Genomic DNA, 15,455 nt, shown 5'->3' with positions numbered 1-15,455 from the left:
CGCGCCCGGCACGCCGGACCTGTCGCAGCCGCCGAATTTCGGCGACACTGCGCCTGCCAAGCCGGCGGCGCCGGCGCCCGACCTTTCGAAGCCGCCGAGTTTCAATTGAGGTGACCGCATCATGAGAGCAGTCCGGCTGGAAGCAATCGGCAGCATCGCGCTTCTCGAGGTCGACAGGCCTCTGCCGGGGCCGGAGGATGTTCTGGTGCGGATCGAAGCTTGCGGCGTCTGCGGCACCGACAGGCACCTGTTCCACGGCGAGTTTCCGTCAAAGCCGCCGGTGACCCTCGGCCACGAATTCTGCGGCATCGTCGAGGCGGCCGGAGAGGCCGTCGCCGCTATAGCCGTCGGCGACCGCGTCACCGGCGATCCCAACGTTTCCTGCGGGCGCTGCAGCCAGTGCCGCGCAGGCCGCGTCAATCTGTGCAGCAATCTCAGGGCCATCGGCATCCACCGGGATGGCGGCTTCGCCGATTATGTCGTGATGCCGCAAAGCCAGGCCTTCCTCCTGCCCGCCGACCTCAAGCCGACGCATGGCGCCTTCTGCGAGCCGCTGGCCTGCTGCCTGCACGGCGTCGACCTCGCCGCCATCAGGCCCGGCGCCGCGGTCGTGGTGCTCGGCGGCGGCGTCATCGGCCTGCTCACGGTGCAATTGGCGAAGCTCGCGGGTGCCGCGACCATCATCCTTTCGACCAGACAGGCCTCGCGCCGCGCGCTTGCCGAGGAACTCGGCGCGACCGCAACGGTCGATCCAAGCGCCGGCGATCCCATCGAGGCCATAGCCGGAAAATCCGGGCTGGTGCCGGGCGGCGTCGACGTGGTGCTCGAATGCGCCGGGGTTCGCGACACGGTCGAGCAGTCAGTGCGGCTGGCCAGGGCCGGCGGCACGGTCATCATCGTCGGCGTCGTCCCGCAAGGGATGAAAGTGGCCGTCGAGCCTTTCGACCTGCTGTTCCGCGAGTTGAAGGTGCTGGGTTCCTTCCTCAATCCGTTCACGCATGGCCGCGCGGCCCAGTTGATTGCCTCGGGCGCGATCGAGATCGACAAGCTGATATCGAAAGAAGTGAGCCTCGAAGAGGCGCCGCAGGTGATCTCGAACCCCGCCGCTCCGGGCGAGGTCAAGGTGCTGGTGGTGCCGGGCCGGGGCTGATCTGCCCTGAAAGGCGCCTAAGTTCGCTTCCCAACCACGCGCCGGCGCCGCCCCTCACCTGCCTGCCGGCATCCTCTCCCCGTATAGTGACGAGGAGAGGGGCGCTGTCATCGGCGGTTTCGCCAATCGCCGGCGTTGCAGGAAATGCGCGGAGGCTGCGGACATCCCTTTCTCCCCGTCACTATACGGGGAGAAGATCCCGGCGGGGGATGAGGGGCAGCGCAAACCTCGGCGATTTTGCGTCTCCGCCACCGGCAAAGAAAACCCCGGGCGAAGGATCCCGGGGTTCCTGCAAGAAGAGTCGAAGTGCCTACAGCTTGCCGTTGCGCTGCTGCACCATCATGAAGGTGTCGTAGTTGTACTCGGCGACCTGAGCCCAGAGATAGTGCTCCTTGCGGAAGCCCTTGATCGAGTCCCAGATCTTCTTGAACGGCGCGTTGTTGGCCTCCATTTCGGCATAGACCTCGTTGGCCTTTTCGAAGCAGGCGGCCATGATTTCCTGGCTGAATGGCGCCAGCTTGGCGCCACCCGCCACCAGCCGCTTCACCGCCGCCGGATTGAGGTAGTCGTATTTCTGCAGCATGTTGGCGTCTGCTGCTTGGGCAGCGGTATGCACCAGCGACTTGTAGGCCGGCGAAAGCTCCTCGTACTTGGCCTTGTTGAACATCAGATGCACGGTCGGGCCGCCTTCCCACCAGCCGGGATAATAGTAGTAGGGCGCGACCTTGTAGAAGCCGAGCTTCTCGTCGTCATAAGGGCCGACCCATTCGGCGGCGTCGATCGTGCCCTTTTCCAGCGCAGGGTAGATGTCGCCGCCGGCGATCTGCTGCGGCACGACGCCGAGCTTCTGCACCACCTTGCCGGCAAAGCCGCCGATGCGCATCTTGAGACCGGAAAGATCGGCGACGGTGTTGATCTGCTTGCGGAACCAGCCGCCCATCTGCACGCCGGTGTTGCCGCCCGGCAGGCCGAACAAGCCTTGCGTGGCCAGGAACTCGTTGAACAGGTCGATACCGCCGCCGTGGTAATGCCAGGCATTCATGCCGCGCGCATTGAGCGAGAACGGCACCGCGGCGCCCAGCGCCCAGGTCGGGTCCTTGCCCCAATAATAGTATGCGACCGTGTGGCAGGCCTCGACGGTGCCGGCGGCGGTGGCGTCGGCCGCCTGCAGGCCGGGAACCAACTCGCCCGACGCAAAGACCTGGACCTGGAAATTGCCGTCGGTGGCTTCCGACAGCATCTTTGAAAAGACTTCCGCGCCGCCATAGATCGTGTCGAGCGATTTCGGGAAGGACGATGCCAGCCGCCACGTCACTTTCGGATTGGACTGGGCTATCGCCGGCGTGGCAAGCGCGGTGGCCGCCGCCGCGACGCCGACACCGGACGCACCGGCCTTGCGGATGAATGAACGACGATCCATGCAGTTTCCTCCCGTTTCGGATCAACAGACCGACGTTCGGACATCCTCGCTGCCCTGGTCGGCTGCGCGAAACAATACACGGGCAAGATGTCGAGTCCAGCATCGCGGGCAACGTGCAACTATAGTCTAACGCCAACCGCCCTGGCCCATCCGGAGAGACGAAACTTGCCATGGCAAAGTGCCATCGGATCGCCTATTTTGTAGGCAGAATAATTCGTTAGCCCTCAATGGAACCCGTATCCAAAATGCAGCAGCCGCTCGTTGCCGTCTCGACCGATGTCCGCCAGTTCGACAACTACACCTGGCATGCCGCGCCGCAGCAATATATCGAGGCGGCGATCGTCGGCGCTGGTGTGTTCCCGCTGCTGGTGCCATCCTTCGGCGACCGACTGGATTTCGTTGAGCTGCTGTCCTCGGTCGACGGCGTCATGGTCACGGGGTCGAAATCCAATGTGCATCCATCGCTCTACGGCGGTGATCCCAGCGAGGCCAACGGCCCCTACGATCCGGCGCGCGATGGCACCACCCTGCCGCTGATCCGCAAGGCGATCGAGCGCGGCGTGCCGCTGCTCGCCATCTGCCGCGGCATCCAGGAACTCAACGTGGCGCTGGGCGGCACGCTGGGCACCGAGATTCAGGAGCGCGAGGGCTTGCTCGATCACCGCGCGCCTGTGAGCGACAATCAGGACGAGCGCTTCGGCATCCACCAGACGATTTCGATCAAGCCCGGGAGCTGCCTTGCCGGCGTGTTCGGCGCCGGCGACATCAAGGTCAATTCGCTGCATCGCCAGGCGATCGATCGGCTCGGATCGAAACTGCAGGTCGAGGCAGTCGCCACCGACGGCACGATCGAAGCCGTCTCCGTCAAGGATTCGCGTGCCTTCGCGGTCGGCGTTCAGTGGCACCCGGAATATTGGGTGAAGTCGGACAGCAACTCGGCGAAGATCTTCCGCGCCTTCGGCGATGCCGTGCGCCTGCATGCGGCAGCAAAGGTCGGCGCACGCGCCGCGGCGGAGTAAGCCGGCCGGCAATCGTTATTCGTTGTTGTTCAAGGCCAGCAGCGGCGCAACCGGCGCGTAGGATTCGTAGCCGTCGCCATCGGCGACGCTGAAAGTGACGATCGGGTCGATGCCGTTCTCGCTGAAGACGACCGTGCCGTCGGCCTGCTCGCGTCAGAACTTTGCGCGCTCGATGCCGGGCATCAGCTTGCGGCAGTCCGAAGCGACGGTGAGCTGCGACAGACCGTTCGACACCTCGGCGCCGCGCCTGACAGCGCAGGCCGCTTCGTCGCCATTGGCCGTCAGCCGATAGCTGTTGGATGGTGTGGCCTCGCTGGCGATGCTTTCGCCGCGGCCGCCGTGAAAGAGCTGGACGCCACCGGCCAACGCGGTAACCGCCATAAACATGGAAAGCATCCTCACGCCGTTTCTCCGTACCTTCGAAACGCGCGGCTGCGCTTCGGACTTTGCCCCCATGCACAAAGCCTGAACCACACGCGGCTTCGGTTCATGCATAACGAAGTATACATAGTGATTCCAAAGCGTTAAGCGCGCGTTAAGCGTTAACGTTAATAAGTGCGGCAGTCGCTCGGTCAGCTTCTCGGCTTGACCTGCGCGGTTTCCGGCACCGGGGTCAGCGGCCGGCGCTCGCCGAACCAGGAGACGAGATTGTCGACGCACAGATCCGCCATGGCCCGGCGGGTATGGTCCGACGCCGAGCCGACATGCGGCAGAAGCGAGGTGTTGGGCGCGTCGAGCAGCGCCTTGGGCACATTCGGTTCGTCGGCAAAGACATCGAGCCCGGCGGCAGCGATCGTGCCATTCTCGAGGGCGGCGGCGAGAGCCGCCTCATCCACCGTGCTGCCACGGCCGATATTGACGAAGACGCCGTTCGGGCCGAGCGCCGACAGGATTTCCGCATTGATGGCCTTTTCCGTCGCGGCACCGCCGGGGGCTATACAAATCAGCGTATCGACCGCTTCGGCGAGACCCTTCAGCGTGGCATGATATTCGTAGGAAAGGCCTTCGACCTTGCGACGGTTGTGATAGACGATCGGCAGGCCGAAGGCCTCGAGGCGATGGGCAACGGCAAGGCCGATGCGGCCCATGCCGAAGATACCGATGCGGCGGCCGCGCAAAGTGAGCCGGCTCAGACGGTAATTGCCCTTCTTCACCCAGTCGCCGTCGCGCAGCCATTTCTCGGCGCTGTAGAGCTCTCGCACGGTGTTGATCAACAGGCCGATCGTGGTGTCGGCGACCTCTTCGGTCAGCACGTCCGGTGTGTTGGTGACCATGACGCCGCGCGTGGCCGCGTGGCGGGCATCGACCGAATCATAGCCGACGCCGAAATTGGCGATGATTTCGAGATTGGGCAGCGCGTCGATCAAGGCTGCATCGATGCCGCCGAAGGAGGCGATGCCGCGTACGGCTTGCCGCATCTCGCCGGTGACGAGGGACGGATCGGCGCGCTCGATCCGCACGCGCTTGAACGCCTTGTCGATCCTGCCGATCGCATGGTCGTTGAAATGCCCCGGCACCAGAATGGCGACCGGGAAATTTGCTTCGGCTTTTGTCATTGACGCTCCACCGGCTTGCCGGTGGACTGGCGCACGTGCAGCTCCGGCTTGATCAGTTCCTGCGAGGGTCGCACGGCCTGCCCGTTCAGCTTGTCGAGCAGCGCGCTGGCCGCGCGGCGGCCGACCTCGCGCTGGCCATTCCAGACCGTTGTCAATGCCGGCGTTGCTATCGCAGCCTCCTCCAGGTCGTCGTAACCGGTGACGGAGATATCGACGCCCGGCACCAAGCCGGCGCGCGCGATGCCGTTCATCAGCCCGATCGCAACCAGATCATTCCAGCAGCAGGCGGCGGTCGGCTTGTCTTTCAGCGCCAAAAACTGTCCTGCGGCCTCGAAACCGGCCTGCTTGGTGCGCGGCCCGGGAATGCGCCAGGACGGCTTCACCTCCAGCCCGGCCGCCTCCATGGCGTTGAGATAGCCCTGATAGCGGTCGCGGCCGGTGGACGTCTGGTCGGTGCCGCCGATCATGGCGATGCGTTTGTGACCGAGCGAGATCAGGTGGTTGGTGGCAAGCGCCGTGCCATAGGCGTCGTCGCCGCGGAACACCGGCACGTCGGCTCCGGCAACCGTGCGCGCGATCAAGACCGCCGGCAGACCGTTTTCCTCGGCCATGATGATGTCCTCGGCCGGCGTGCCGATGGCCGGCGACATGATGACGCCGTCGGCGCCGAGCTGCAGCAGCGTGTCGATGAAGGTGCGCTGCTTCTCCAGCTGATCGTAATGATTGGACAGGATGAAGGTCTGGCGACTGCGGTCGAGCTCGCTTTCGATCGAGCGCAGGATCTCGGCGAAGAACGGGTTCATGATGTCGTGCACGACGACGCCGACGATGCCGGAGCGCGAGGTGCGCAGCGAAGCCGCACGGCGATTATAGATATAGCCGATGGCGCGGGCGTGTTCCTTGATGCGCTCGCGCGTCGAGCCCGCCACCAGCGGACTGTCGCGCAACGCCAGCGATACCGTTGCCGTGGATACGCCGAGCGCGTCCGCGATCGTCGAAAGCTTGATCTTCTGTGCCAGTGCCCTTCGCTCCCCAGGGTCTTTAAAATTTTTAAATGCGGCCTTATGCCATCGGTTTTGGAGCAAATCAAAGTTTTTTAGCGAGTGTTTCGGCTTCCGTGTCCAACGAGGCGGAGTTGCGCAGGCGAAGCCTGTGCTCGCGGTGGATGATGTAGAGGCCGCTGGCGACGATGATGGCAGCACCCAGCAGCGTCCAGCGATCGGGAAGCTGATGGAAAATCAGCCAGCCGGAAATGATCATCCACACCATCTGCGAATACGGATAGGGCGCCAGCGCCGTCGTCGTCGCCAGGCGATAGGCCTGGACCAGCAGCCAATGGCCGCCGGCGCCGAACACACCCAGCATCAGCAGGATCACCCAGTGCCAGCCGTCCTGCGGCAGCGCATGCGAGAACGGCAGCATCGGCACAAGCAGCACCGCGGGCGCCAGAGCAGAAAACAATATCAGGCTCTCCGACGTTTCGCTGGCGGACATGCGCCGGGTCATGATGACGTAAAAGGAGTTCGACAGCATCGAGCCGAGCGCGAAGAGATGGCCGATGCCGAAGACGCCGACACCGGGCCGGGTGATAATCAAAACGCCAACGAAACCGGTGAGGATCGCCAGCCAGCGCCGCCAGCCGGCCCATTCGCCAAGCAGCGGACCGGCCAGTGCCGTGATCACCATCGGGCCGAAGAAATAGATCGAGGTGGTTTCGGCGAGCTGGAGCGTGCGCAGCGCCAGGATGTTGAACATGGTCGAACCGAAAAGGAGGCATCCGCGCAGGATGTGTGCCGGCAGGTTGTTGGCGCGGAAGCGCGACGGCTCGCGCCAGCCGCGCAGAAAGACGCCGACCAGCAGGACATGGACGGTGAAACGGACCCAGGCGACGATCAGCGCCGAGACGCCGGCAAGCACCAGATATTTGCTCGAGGTGTCGAGAAAGGTGAAGCAGACATAGACGCAAAGCATCAACAGCATCGCCGCGGGCGGCGTTGCGCTGTCGTCTTGGGTTCGGGAAACGGACAAATTCAGGCCGGAAGGAAGCGAAGGCGGACACCCCACCTTTGCGGCAATCAAAGCTTGCCGGCAAGCCAATTATGGGGTGTGGCCGGACCGAAAGCAGCCGCTGCAACAACGGCTTGGCCGCTCAGGCGTGCATGCGGGCACCCTTGGTGATCTTGTCGACCAGCTTCTTTTCGGCGCGCAGCGCGATGCCGACCACCCTGGCGTCGTCGGGCGCGAATTCGGCGAAGACGGCGCGGTTGGCCACATCATGGCCGGTCGCGAACATCTCCTCGACATAGGCCGATGTCGTGACGCCGCGCTCCAGGGCCCGACGATGGATCGCGGCAAGTGCGGGCCCGTCCGCCGAAAGCACGATGACAGGCTGGATCGAGAGCGGATTGAACTGATTGCCGGCTCGGTCGCGATAAGGCTCGCCAATGATTTGAGGAAACTGCGCGACGATGCCGCTGGTCAGGAATGCGGTGACGTTGAGCTTCTGCCAGACCGCGAGGTCTTCCTTCAGCACGATTGCAAATTTCGTGTCGAACACCAAAATGTTTCTCCGAGAGGTGGCCCGCAGCAGCGGGCATGGATGAGGCGATGGCGCACGGTCTAGGCAATGAGGCGCTGGAAGGTCTTGAACGTTCGTGCGCCGAGGACGACCGGATCGTTTCGGCGCCCGGCGTCACCGGACTCGAGCGCATCGAGGCACGCTTCCATGGCAACGCCTTCGACCTGCACCGCCACGACACCTATGCCATCGGGGTCACGCTCGATGGCGTGCAGCGTTTTCACTATCGGGGCGCGGTGCGGCATAGCCTGCCCGGCCAGGTGATCGTGCTGCATCCCGACGAGTTGCATGACGGCGGCGCCGGCACCGAGGACGGCCTACGCTACCGGATCCTCTATCTGGAGCCATCGCTGCTGCTCGACTGCCTCAACGGTGCGCCGCTGCCTTTCGTGCGGGATGCCGTGGTGAGCGACCCGGCCTTGCGCGGCACGTTGCTCTCAGCCCTGGCGCCTCTGGACGAGCAGCTGGACGATTTGTTCGTCGCCGATTTCATTGCGCAACTGGCGCAGCAATTGAAACGCCATGCCGGACAGCCGGCAAAGCCGACAGGAAAGATCGCTTGGCGGGCTGCAGCGCTGGCCCGCGACTATCTCGAAGAGAACGCCGAACGGCCGGTGCGCTCCGATGAACTTGAGGCGATCACCGGGCTCGACCGCTACGCGCTGTCGCGCCATTTCCGCGCGACCTATTCGACCAGCCCGCATCGCTTCCTTGTGATGCGCCGGCTGCAGCGGGCCCGGCGCATGATCGAAGCCGGAGAGCCATTAGCCGAAACAGCTGTTGCGGCCGGCTTCAGCGACCAGAGCCATTTCAACCGGCATTTCAAGAAGGCGTTCGGGTTGACGCCGGGACGATGGGCGGCGCTGGTGCGTGGCGCGGGGGCGTAGAATCGGACAGTTTGCGCCTCTATCGGGACAACGCTGACGCGTTGCCCGTTAACTGAAACGTCGCGGTTGTGCGACGACGCTGACGCGTCGCGCTCGGGACGACGCTGCGCGTCGCTCGTTAATCATCCAGCTCGGCGTCGTCGTCTATGAGGACCAGCTCTTCGTTCGACAGGTTTGCCTCGACGCGGGCAAGCAGCTTGAACAGCGCCTTCTGGTCCTTCTTGTCGAGGCCCTTCAGCGCCTGCTTCTCGGTCTTCTTGACCGACTTCTCGATGGCGCGGATGGTCTCGCGGCCGGTATCGGTGAGGAAGATGTGAGCCTGGCGGGCATCGGCGTTGGAGGCGCGCTTCTCGACGAAACCCTGCGCCTGAAGCCTGTTGATGGTCTTGGTGATGGTCGGCGGACGGACGCCGAGCTTGCCGGCGAGATTGCCCGGGGTCTGGCCATCCTCACGGTCGAGCGCCAGCATGATCTGGTCCTGGCCGGCATAGAAGCCGTGCGCCAGAAGCCGCGCCGCAAGTGCCGTTCGCGCCAGCCGCGCAGCCGAATGCAGCCGGCCCATTGTCGCTGTCTTGTCCGCCTTGGCCATGGTCGTTCCCTCTTCGGCCGAACCGGCGCGGGCAGCATAGAGGCTGTCCGACGGCTGGCAAATGACGATTTAAAGAGTCCAGCTTGCAGAACGCTTTGCCGGCAAGCATTGCGGTGCCCGCGCAGGTGATGCCAGATGTTTATTTCAGTTAGATGACAAACGACTTTTGGCCCGGCGAGATTCACAGCGGAAGCCCGCAAGGATGAGGCGACGCCCGTGCCGGCTGCCCCATTTGGCCAACTTGATCACCGCCATTCCATCCACGGCGCCGGCTCCGATCGGGAGACCGGCTGGCCCATCGGTTTGGCGCGTGCAAAAGCGCGGTTCACATCCTATATGAGGCCGACAAATCCTTTAGGGCACAGATTTTCGAGGCAAGCCATGAGCGATGCACAGACGCAGATCCCTGTAACCGTCCTTACCGGCTATCTCGGCGCGGGCAAGACGACGCTGCTCAACCGCATCCTGTCGGAGAACCACGGCAGGCGGTACGCCGTCATCGTCAACGAGTTCGGCGAGATCGGCATCGACAACGACCTGATCGTCGAATCCGACGAGGAAATCTACGAGATGAACAATGGCTGCGTGTGCTGCACGGTGCGCGGCGACCTGATACGCGTCGTCGAAGGCCTGATGCGGCGGCCCGGCCGCTTCGACGCCATCGTGGTGGAAACCACAGGCCTCGCCGACCCGGTGCCGGTGGCGCAGACCTTCTTCATGGATGACGACGTGCGCTCCAAGACGAAGCTCGACGCTGTGGTGGCGCTGGTCGACGCCAAGCATTTGCCGCTGCGCCTGAAAGACTCCAAGGAGGCCGAGGACCAGATCGCCTTCGCCGATGTCGTGGTGCTGAACAAGACCGATCTCGTCACGCCAGAGGAACTCGAAAAGGTCGAGGCGACGATCCGCGCCATCAACCCGGCGGCCAGGATCCATCGCACAGAGCGCGCCGGCGTGGCGCTCCGCGAGGTGCTCGATCGCGGGGCCTTCGACCTGTCCCGCGCGCTGGAGAACGACCCGCATTTCCTCGAGGCGCACGACCACGATCATGACCACCATGATCATGATCACGACCATCACCACGACCATGACGGGCACGACCACCATCACCACGACCATCCATCCGACATCCATGACGTGACGGTGAAATCGGTATCGCTGCGCGGCGGCGAGATGGACCCGAAAAAATTCTTCCCCTGGATCGAGAAAGTGACCCAGATGGAAGGACCGAATATCCTGCGGCTGAAAGGCATCATCGCGCTCAAGGGCGACGACGAGCGCTATGTCCTGCAGGGCGTGCACATGATCCTCGAAGGCGACCACCAACGCGCCTGGAAGGACGGCGAAAAGCACGAGAGCCGGCTGGTGTTCATCGGCCGCGAGCTCGACGAAGAGCGGCTCAGGAAAAGCTTCGAGGCCTGCCAGGCGGCTTGATTTCCTAACTTTGCAACGTTAGCGCTGCCCCTCATCCGCCTGCCGGCACCTTCTCCCCGTGAAGAACGGGGAGAAGGGAAGGGTGAAGGGCAGCGCCAACTTGGATAATGTCTCGCATGCCCACAGTCGCCCCGCTTGATCTCGAAGGCCATTGCGTCGCCGCCGTCTTCCTGAACGATGTGCCGCATTTTGCACTCGCCGACGGCGCGATCCATCGGCTGGATAGCGGGCAGAAGACGGTGCAGGCCAATGACGGCCTGCTTGCCGCCTTCCATGATGTTGCCAACGACCGGCTGATCACCGGCGGCGAGGACGGCAAGGTGTTTTCCGTCAAGGCCGGCGGCGAGGTGACGGAACTGGCCAGCGCCGGCAGAAAGTGGATCACCAGCGTCACCGCCGGGCCGCAGGGCGCGGTTGCCTATGCCTCTGGCAAGATCGCCTTCGTGCGCTTTGCCGACGGCAAGACCAAGGAATTCGCCCATCCGCGCTCGGTCGAAGGACTGGCCTTCTCGCCAAAGGGCATGCGCTTCGGTGTCGCCCGCTACAACGGCGCGACGCTGCATTTCCCAGCGGCCGAAGGCAAGCCGGTCGAGCTCGAATGGGCCGGCGCCCATACCGGCATTACCTTCTCGCCGGACGGCGCTTTCCTCGTCACCACCATGCAGGAGAACGCCCTGCATGGCTGGAAGCTGGCCGACGGCAAGCACATGCGCATGAGCGGCTATCCCGGCAAGGTCAAAAGCCTGTCGTGGAGCGTCAAGGGCAAATGGTTGGCGAGCTCGGGCGCGCCGGCGGCGATCGTGTGGCCATTCGCGAGCAAGGACGGGCCGATGGGCAAGGCGCCGCTGGAGCTCGGCACGCGCGGCAACACGATGGTGACCTGCGTTGCCTGCCATCCCAGCCAGGAGGTCACGGCCATCGGCTATGAGGACGGCATGGTGATCGCGGCGCGCTTCGCCGACGCCAAGGAGGTGCTGCTGCGCCGCCCCGGCAAAGGCGCCATCACCTCGATGATGTGGGACAAGGAAGAGCGCCGCATAGCCTTCGGAAGTGCGGCCGGGGATTGCGGCGTGATCGATATCACTGCGTAAGGGAATAGGCAGTAGGGGGAAAAGAGAGCCCTACTGCCTACTGCCTACTGCCTAGCCTACTGCTGAGCCAACGCCCGCCCCCGCCTCGGCCAATTGCGGTTTTGCCAACTGGTTGGCAGAGTGCCGCGCCAACAGAGGGGGTTTCATGCAGGCATCGAATTCGTCCATCGGCGGCATTGCTGCCGCCCGCATCGCGGAACTGCGCGAGACGGAAGCGGCCGCTTTCTGCAAGGCGCGGCCGAAATCCGAGGCGAAGGTCGGCAACGGCATGGCAGGCTTCCTCGGCGGCGTGCCGATGCACTGGATGACCGACTGGCCGACGCCGTTTGCGATCCTAGTCGATAGTGCCAGGGGCGCCACGATCACCGATATCGACGGCAACAGACTCGACGATTTCTGCCTCGGCGATACCGGCTCGATGCTCGGCCATTCGCCGCCGCCGGTCGCCCGCGCCATCCGTCGGCAATCCGGGCGCGGCCTGACCTATATGCTGCCCAGCGAGGATGCGCTGGCCATCGGCCCGCTCTTACAGCAGCGTTTCGGCCTGCCCTACTGGCAGATTGCCACCACCGCCACCGACGCCAACCGCTTCGCGCTGCGCGTCGCCCGCGCGGTGACGGGGCGGGAGAAGATCCTGGTCTTCAACGGTTGCTATCACGGCTCGGTCGACGAGACGATGGTGCGGCTGATCGGCGGCAAACCGGTCAACCGGCCGGGACTGGCCGGCGAATTCCGCGACCTCACGCGGTCAACGAAGATCGTCGAATTCAACGATATCGCGGCATTGGAAACGGCACTTGGCGACCGCGATGTCGCCTGCGTGATCAGCGAACCGGTGCTGACCAATTCCTGCATGGTGCTGCCGGAGCCCGGCTTCCACGACGCGCTGCGGCGGCTCACCCGCGCGGCGGGCACGCTGCTTTTGATCGACGAGACGCACACCATCTCCACCGGCCCCGGCGGCTATACGCGCAAACATGGGCTGGAACCCGATCTCTTCGTGCTCGGCAAGCCGGTGGCGGGCGGCGTGTCGGCGAGCATCTGGGGCATGAGCGAAGAGGTCGCTACCCGCTACGGCGCCTATAATCGCAGCAAGGAGCCCGGCTATTCCGGCATGGGCACGACGCTGTCGGCAAACCCGCTGCAATTCGCGGCGATGCGCGCGACGCTGGAAGAGGTGATGACCGAGGAGGCCTATGCCCATATGGACCGGCTGGCGTGCCGCCTCGACGCCGGGCTGACCGCCGTCATCGACCGCTATCATTTGTCGTGGCACGTCGCGCGCGTCGGCGCACGCGTCGAGTTCATCTGCGCGCCCGGACCGCTGAAAAATGGCGGCGAGGCCGAAAAAGCGCATGCGCCGGAACTCGAGGCCGCCATCCATGTCGCGCTGGTCAATCGCGGCGTGCTGATCGCGCCGTTCCACAATATGATGCTGATCTCGCCGGCGACGACGGCGGCGCAGGTGAGCCGGCTGATCAGTGCTTTCAGCGCGGTTGCGGCCAGACTTACGGCATGAGACAAGCAGTTGGAAGATTGGCGGCCATGGACAATCCGAGCACAGTTGCAACCTCCCCTTCGGGCTCGACGCCCGCCGAGGCGAGAGCCTTTCTCGACGCCCATCCCGAGATCGAGGCGTTCGATATCGTGCTCACCGACGCCAACGGCATCGGCCGCGGCAAGATCGTGCGCCGCCACGAGCTGATGAGCATCTTCGAAGGCGGAAGGCATATGCCGATCTCGATCCTCGGCCTCGACATCACCGGCGAGGATGTCCACGACACGGGCCTGATCTGGGACACCGGCGACGGCGACCTCCGTGCATGGCCGATCCCCGGAACGCTGGTGCCGCTCCATGGCACCAAGCCGCCGCGCGGCCAGGTGCTGATGTCGATGTATCACCTCGACGGCCAGCCGATGTCGTCCGATCCTCGACTGGTGCTGGCGAGGCAGGTGGAGCTGCTCGCCGCGCGCGGACTGCATCCGGCCGGCGCCTTCGAGCTGGAATTTTTTCTCCTTGCCAATGAGCGCGATGCAGACGGCAAGGTGCAAGCCGCCCGCGCCGTGCTCGACGGCCGCCGCTCGGCCAAGACCGAGGTCTATTCGGTCGACCATCTGCACGGCATGGAGCCGCTGTTTTCCGACATCTACGCCGCCGCAAAGGCGCAAGGCATTCCGGCCGAGACGGTCATTTCCGAATATGCGCCCGGCCAGTACGAGCTGACGCTCAACTACCGCAAGGATGTGATGCGGGCGGCGGACGACCTCGTCATACTGAAACGGCTGGTCAGGGCGCAGGCGCGCCGGCATGGCGTCACCGCCTGTTTCATGGCGAAGCCCATCGAGACCTATGCCGGCTCGGGCATGCATTTCCATGTCTCGCTGCAGGACGACGCCGGCAGGAACGTGTTCACCGAAACGGCCGGCGAAAAATGGTCGCCGAAATTGCTGAATGCCCTTGGCGGCCTGGTCGGCACCATGGCGGAATCGATGCTGGTGTTTGCGCCGCACGCCAATTCGTGGCGGCGCTTCGTCTCGCAGTCCTACGCGCCGGTGGCACCGACCTGGGGCGTCAACAACCGGTCGGTGGCGCTGCGCGTGCCGGCGGGCGACGCCAAAAACCGGCGCATCGAGCACAGGCCGTCCGGCGTCGACGCCAACCCCTATCTGGTGGCGGCGACGGTGCTGGCCGGCATCGTCAAAGGCCTAGACGAAGGCTTGGACCCCGGCCCGGAAACGACCGGCAACGGCTATGAGCAGGCGACGGGAGCGTCGACCATGCCGGCCGACTGGCGCGCCGCGATCGAGGCGGCAAAGGCCTCCGATTTCCTGAAATCGGCGCTCGGCCCCGACCTGCACCGGACCTTCGTGGCGATCAAGCAGGCGGAATACCTGCGGGTTGCGCGCACCGTCAACGAGCTGGACTACCACCTCTACCTGCACGAGGTGTGAGGATCGGGAACCATCGCCAGGCTCGCCCATTTCAAGTTTGAAAGCGGGCGAGACAGAACGATGGCAACAACACCGTCAACAACGGCCTTGCGGCGTGAAGCGAGGCGTCCAGCCAGGCGCGTCCCTGCGCCTGAGACAGAGCCGGCCGCAGCGGAAGATGCCAGCTCCATCGGCGAGGCGCGCGAGGCGGCAAAGGGCTGCCGTCGCTGCCAGCTCTGGCGCATTGCGACGCAAACCGTGTTCGGCGAAGGACCGGGGAACGCCGAGGTGGTCTTCGTCGGCGAACAGCCCGGCGACCAGGAGGATTTGGCCGGCAGGCCCTTTGTCGGGCCGGCGGGCAGAATGTTCGACAGCATCCTCGACGACGCCGCGATCGACCGCCGCAAGGTCTATGTGACCAATGCGGTAAAACACTTCAAATTCGAGCCGCGTGGCAAGCGGCGAATCCATTCCAAGCCGAATGCCGGTGAGGTGCGGGCCTGCCGCTGGTGGCTCGACAAGGAGCTCGACCTGATCAAGCCGAGCCTCGCCGTGGCGTTGGGCTCGACAGCTGCACAGTCGCTGCTCGGCAAGGCGGTGCCGGTGCTGAAGTTGCGCGGCGGCGTGATCGAGCGCGAGGACGGGCTGCGCGTGTTCATCACCATCCACCCTTCGCTCATCCTGCGTATCCGCGAACCGGCGGACAAGGACGCCGAGCGCGAGCGGTTCCTCAAGGATATGAGGAAGGTGAAGCGGCTGATGGCTGCGTGATCAGCTAGGGTCAGGACTCATTGATCCAG

At 64.5% G+C, this 15,455-nt stretch carries 14 protein-coding genes and 1 pseudogene; 8 read left to right on the top strand and 7 right to left on the bottom strand.

Features of this window, described 5'->3' with window-relative positions; all coding sequences use genetic code 11:
* Nucleotides 1–121 precede the first annotated feature (121 nt).
* Nucleotides 122–1,150, top strand: coding sequence for a zinc-dependent alcohol dehydrogenase family protein (locus DH10_RS22445; RefSeq protein WP_192250924.1), 1,029 nt, complete (start codon nt 122–124; stop codon nt 1,148–1,150).
* A gap of 310 nt (nt 1,151–1,460) precedes the next feature.
* Here DH10_RS22445 and DH10_RS22440 read toward each other — a convergent pair whose 3' ends face one another.
* Nucleotides 1,461–2,570: a TRAP transporter substrate-binding protein gene (locus DH10_RS22440; protein ID WP_192250921.1), complete on the bottom strand. Its 1,110-nt coding sequence runs from the start codon at nt 2,568–2,570 to the stop codon at nt 1,461–1,463.
* Nucleotides 2,571–2,815: 245 nt separating this feature from the next.
* Here DH10_RS22440 and DH10_RS22435 point away from each other — a divergent pair, with 245 nt between their 5' ends.
* The gene (locus DH10_RS22435; RefSeq protein WP_192250919.1) at nt 2,816–3,589 is read left to right on the top strand and encodes a gamma-glutamyl-gamma-aminobutyrate hydrolase family protein; all 774 of its coding nucleotides are present in this window, start codon (nt 2,816–2,818) and stop codon (nt 3,587–3,589) included.
* Between the two features lie 15 nt (nt 3,590–3,604).
* Here the strand turns inward: DH10_RS22435 and DH10_RS38255 are convergent.
* From DH10_RS38255 to DH10_RS22410, 5 genes and pseudogenes are all read right to left on the bottom strand, one after another.
* Nucleotides 3,605–3,985: pseudogene (locus DH10_RS38255) on the bottom strand (hypothetical protein).
* A 176-nt stretch (nt 3,986–4,161) separates the two neighbouring features.
* On the bottom strand, nt 4,162–5,145 hold the full coding sequence (locus DH10_RS22425) for a 2-hydroxyacid dehydrogenase (protein WP_192250916.1): 984 nt from the start codon (nt 5,143–5,145) through the stop codon (nt 4,162–4,164).
* A complete protein-coding gene (locus tag DH10_RS22420) occupies nt 5,142–6,164 on the bottom strand; it encodes a LacI family DNA-binding transcriptional regulator (protein WP_052459475.1) in 1,023 nt (340 codons plus the stop codon). Before DH10_RS22420 ends, DH10_RS22425 begins: the two co-directional genes overlap by 4 nt.
* 67 nt (nt 6,165–6,231) lie before the next feature.
* Nucleotides 6,232–7,116: a DMT family transporter gene (locus tag DH10_RS22415; protein ID WP_192250913.1), complete on the bottom strand. Its 885-nt coding sequence runs from the start codon at nt 7,114–7,116 to the stop codon at nt 6,232–6,234.
* 178 nt (nt 7,117–7,294) lie between these two features.
* Nucleotides 7,295–7,702 carry a DUF2000 family protein gene (locus DH10_RS22410; RefSeq protein ID WP_192250909.1) on the bottom strand — a complete coding sequence of 136 codons (408 nt, stop codon included), beginning with the start codon at nt 7,700–7,702 and terminating at the stop codon, nt 7,295–7,297.
* A 50-nt stretch (nt 7,703–7,752) separates the two neighbouring features.
* Between DH10_RS22410 and DH10_RS22405 the strand changes: the two genes are divergently transcribed.
* Nucleotides 7,753–8,610, top strand: coding sequence for an AraC family transcriptional regulator (locus tag DH10_RS22405; protein WP_192250905.1), 858 nt, complete (start codon nt 7,753–7,755; stop codon nt 8,608–8,610).
* A 118-nt stretch (nt 8,611–8,728) separates the two neighbouring features.
* Here DH10_RS22405 and DH10_RS22400 read toward each other — a convergent pair whose 3' ends face one another.
* Complete coding sequence (locus DH10_RS22400) at nt 8,729–9,199, bottom strand: MarR family winged helix-turn-helix transcriptional regulator (RefSeq protein ID WP_192250902.1); 471 nt, start codon at nt 9,197–9,199, stop codon at nt 8,729–8,731.
* 381 nt (nt 9,200–9,580) lie between these two features.
* On the opposite strand from DH10_RS22400, the gene DH10_RS22395 reads away from it, so the two are divergent.
* The 5 genes from DH10_RS22395 to DH10_RS22375 all read left to right on the top strand — a co-directional run bounded on the left by DH10_RS22395 (nt 9,581) and on the right by DH10_RS22375 (nt 15,426).
* Nucleotides 9,581–10,633 carry a CobW family GTP-binding protein gene (locus DH10_RS22395; RefSeq protein WP_192250899.1) on the top strand — a complete coding sequence of 351 codons (1,053 nt, stop codon included), beginning with the start codon at nt 9,581–9,583 and terminating at the stop codon, nt 10,631–10,633.
* A gap of 116 nt (nt 10,634–10,749) precedes the next feature.
* A complete protein-coding gene (locus DH10_RS22390) occupies nt 10,750–11,724 on the top strand; it encodes a WD40 repeat domain-containing protein (RefSeq protein WP_192250896.1) in 975 nt (324 codons plus the stop codon).
* A 145-nt stretch (nt 11,725–11,869) separates the two neighbouring features.
* Entirely contained in the window at nt 11,870–13,243 is a 1,374-nt protein-coding gene (locus DH10_RS22385; RefSeq protein ID WP_192250893.1) for an aspartate aminotransferase family protein, read from the top strand.
* Between the two features lie 26 nt (nt 13,244–13,269).
* Nucleotides 13,270–14,676: a glutamine synthetase family protein gene (locus tag DH10_RS22380; RefSeq protein WP_192250890.1), complete on the top strand. Its 1,407-nt coding sequence runs from the start codon at nt 13,270–13,272 to the stop codon at nt 14,674–14,676.
* A gap of 60 nt (nt 14,677–14,736) precedes the next feature.
* Nucleotides 14,737–15,426 carry a UdgX family uracil-DNA binding protein gene (locus DH10_RS22375; RefSeq protein ID WP_192250887.1) on the top strand — a complete coding sequence of 230 codons (690 nt, stop codon included), beginning with the start codon at nt 14,737–14,739 and terminating at the stop codon, nt 15,424–15,426.
* The last annotated feature ends 29 nt before the right edge of the window (nt 15,427–15,455 follow it).

Origin of the sequence: Mesorhizobium silamurunense (assembly GCF_014843825.1) — a bacterium.
GTDB classification, from domain to species: Bacteria; Pseudomonadota; Alphaproteobacteria; order Rhizobiales; family Rhizobiaceae; genus Mesorhizobium; species Mesorhizobium silamurunense.
This window is presented reverse-complemented; position numbering and strand designations above follow the sequence as displayed.

Excerpts from the sequence above, each read along its gene's own strand:
- DH10_RS22375 (WP_192250887.1), top strand. The coding sequence starts at position 14,737 with ATGGCAACAACACCGTCAACAACGGCCTTGCGGCGTGAAGCGAGGCGT.
- DH10_RS22380 (WP_192250890.1), top strand. The coding sequence starts at position 13,270 with ATGGACAATCCGAGCACAGTTGCAACCTCCCCTTCGGGCTCGACGCCC.
- DH10_RS22390 (WP_192250896.1), top strand. The coding sequence starts at position 10,750 with ATGCCCACAGTCGCCCCGCTTGATCTCGAAGGCCATTGCGTCGCCGCC.
- DH10_RS22425 (WP_192250916.1), bottom strand. The coding sequence starts at position 5,145 with ATGACAAAAGCCGAAGCAAATTTCCCGGTCGCCATTCTGGTGCCGGGG.
- DH10_RS22395 (WP_192250899.1), top strand. The coding sequence starts at position 9,581 with ATGAGCGATGCACAGACGCAGATCCCTGTAACCGTCCTTACCGGCTAT.
- DH10_RS22385 (WP_192250893.1), top strand. The coding sequence starts at position 11,870 with ATGCAGGCATCGAATTCGTCCATCGGCGGCATTGCTGCCGCCCGCATC.
- DH10_RS22440 (WP_192250921.1), bottom strand. The coding sequence starts at position 2,570 with ATGGATCGTCGTTCATTCATCCGCAAGGCCGGTGCGTCCGGTGTCGGC.
- DH10_RS22435 (WP_192250919.1), top strand. The coding sequence starts at position 2,816 with ATGCAGCAGCCGCTCGTTGCCGTCTCGACCGATGTCCGCCAGTTCGAC.
- DH10_RS22415 (WP_192250913.1), bottom strand. The coding sequence starts at position 7,116 with ATGCTTTGCGTCTATGTCTGCTTCACCTTTCTCGACACCTCGAGCAAA.
- DH10_RS22445 (WP_192250924.1), top strand. The coding sequence starts at position 122 with ATGAGAGCAGTCCGGCTGGAAGCAATCGGCAGCATCGCGCTTCTCGAG.
- DH10_RS22400 (WP_192250902.1), bottom strand. The coding sequence starts at position 9,199 with ATGGCCAAGGCGGACAAGACAGCGACAATGGGCCGGCTGCATTCGGCT.
- DH10_RS22405 (WP_192250905.1), top strand. The coding sequence starts at position 7,753 with ATGGCGCACGGTCTAGGCAATGAGGCGCTGGAAGGTCTTGAACGTTCG.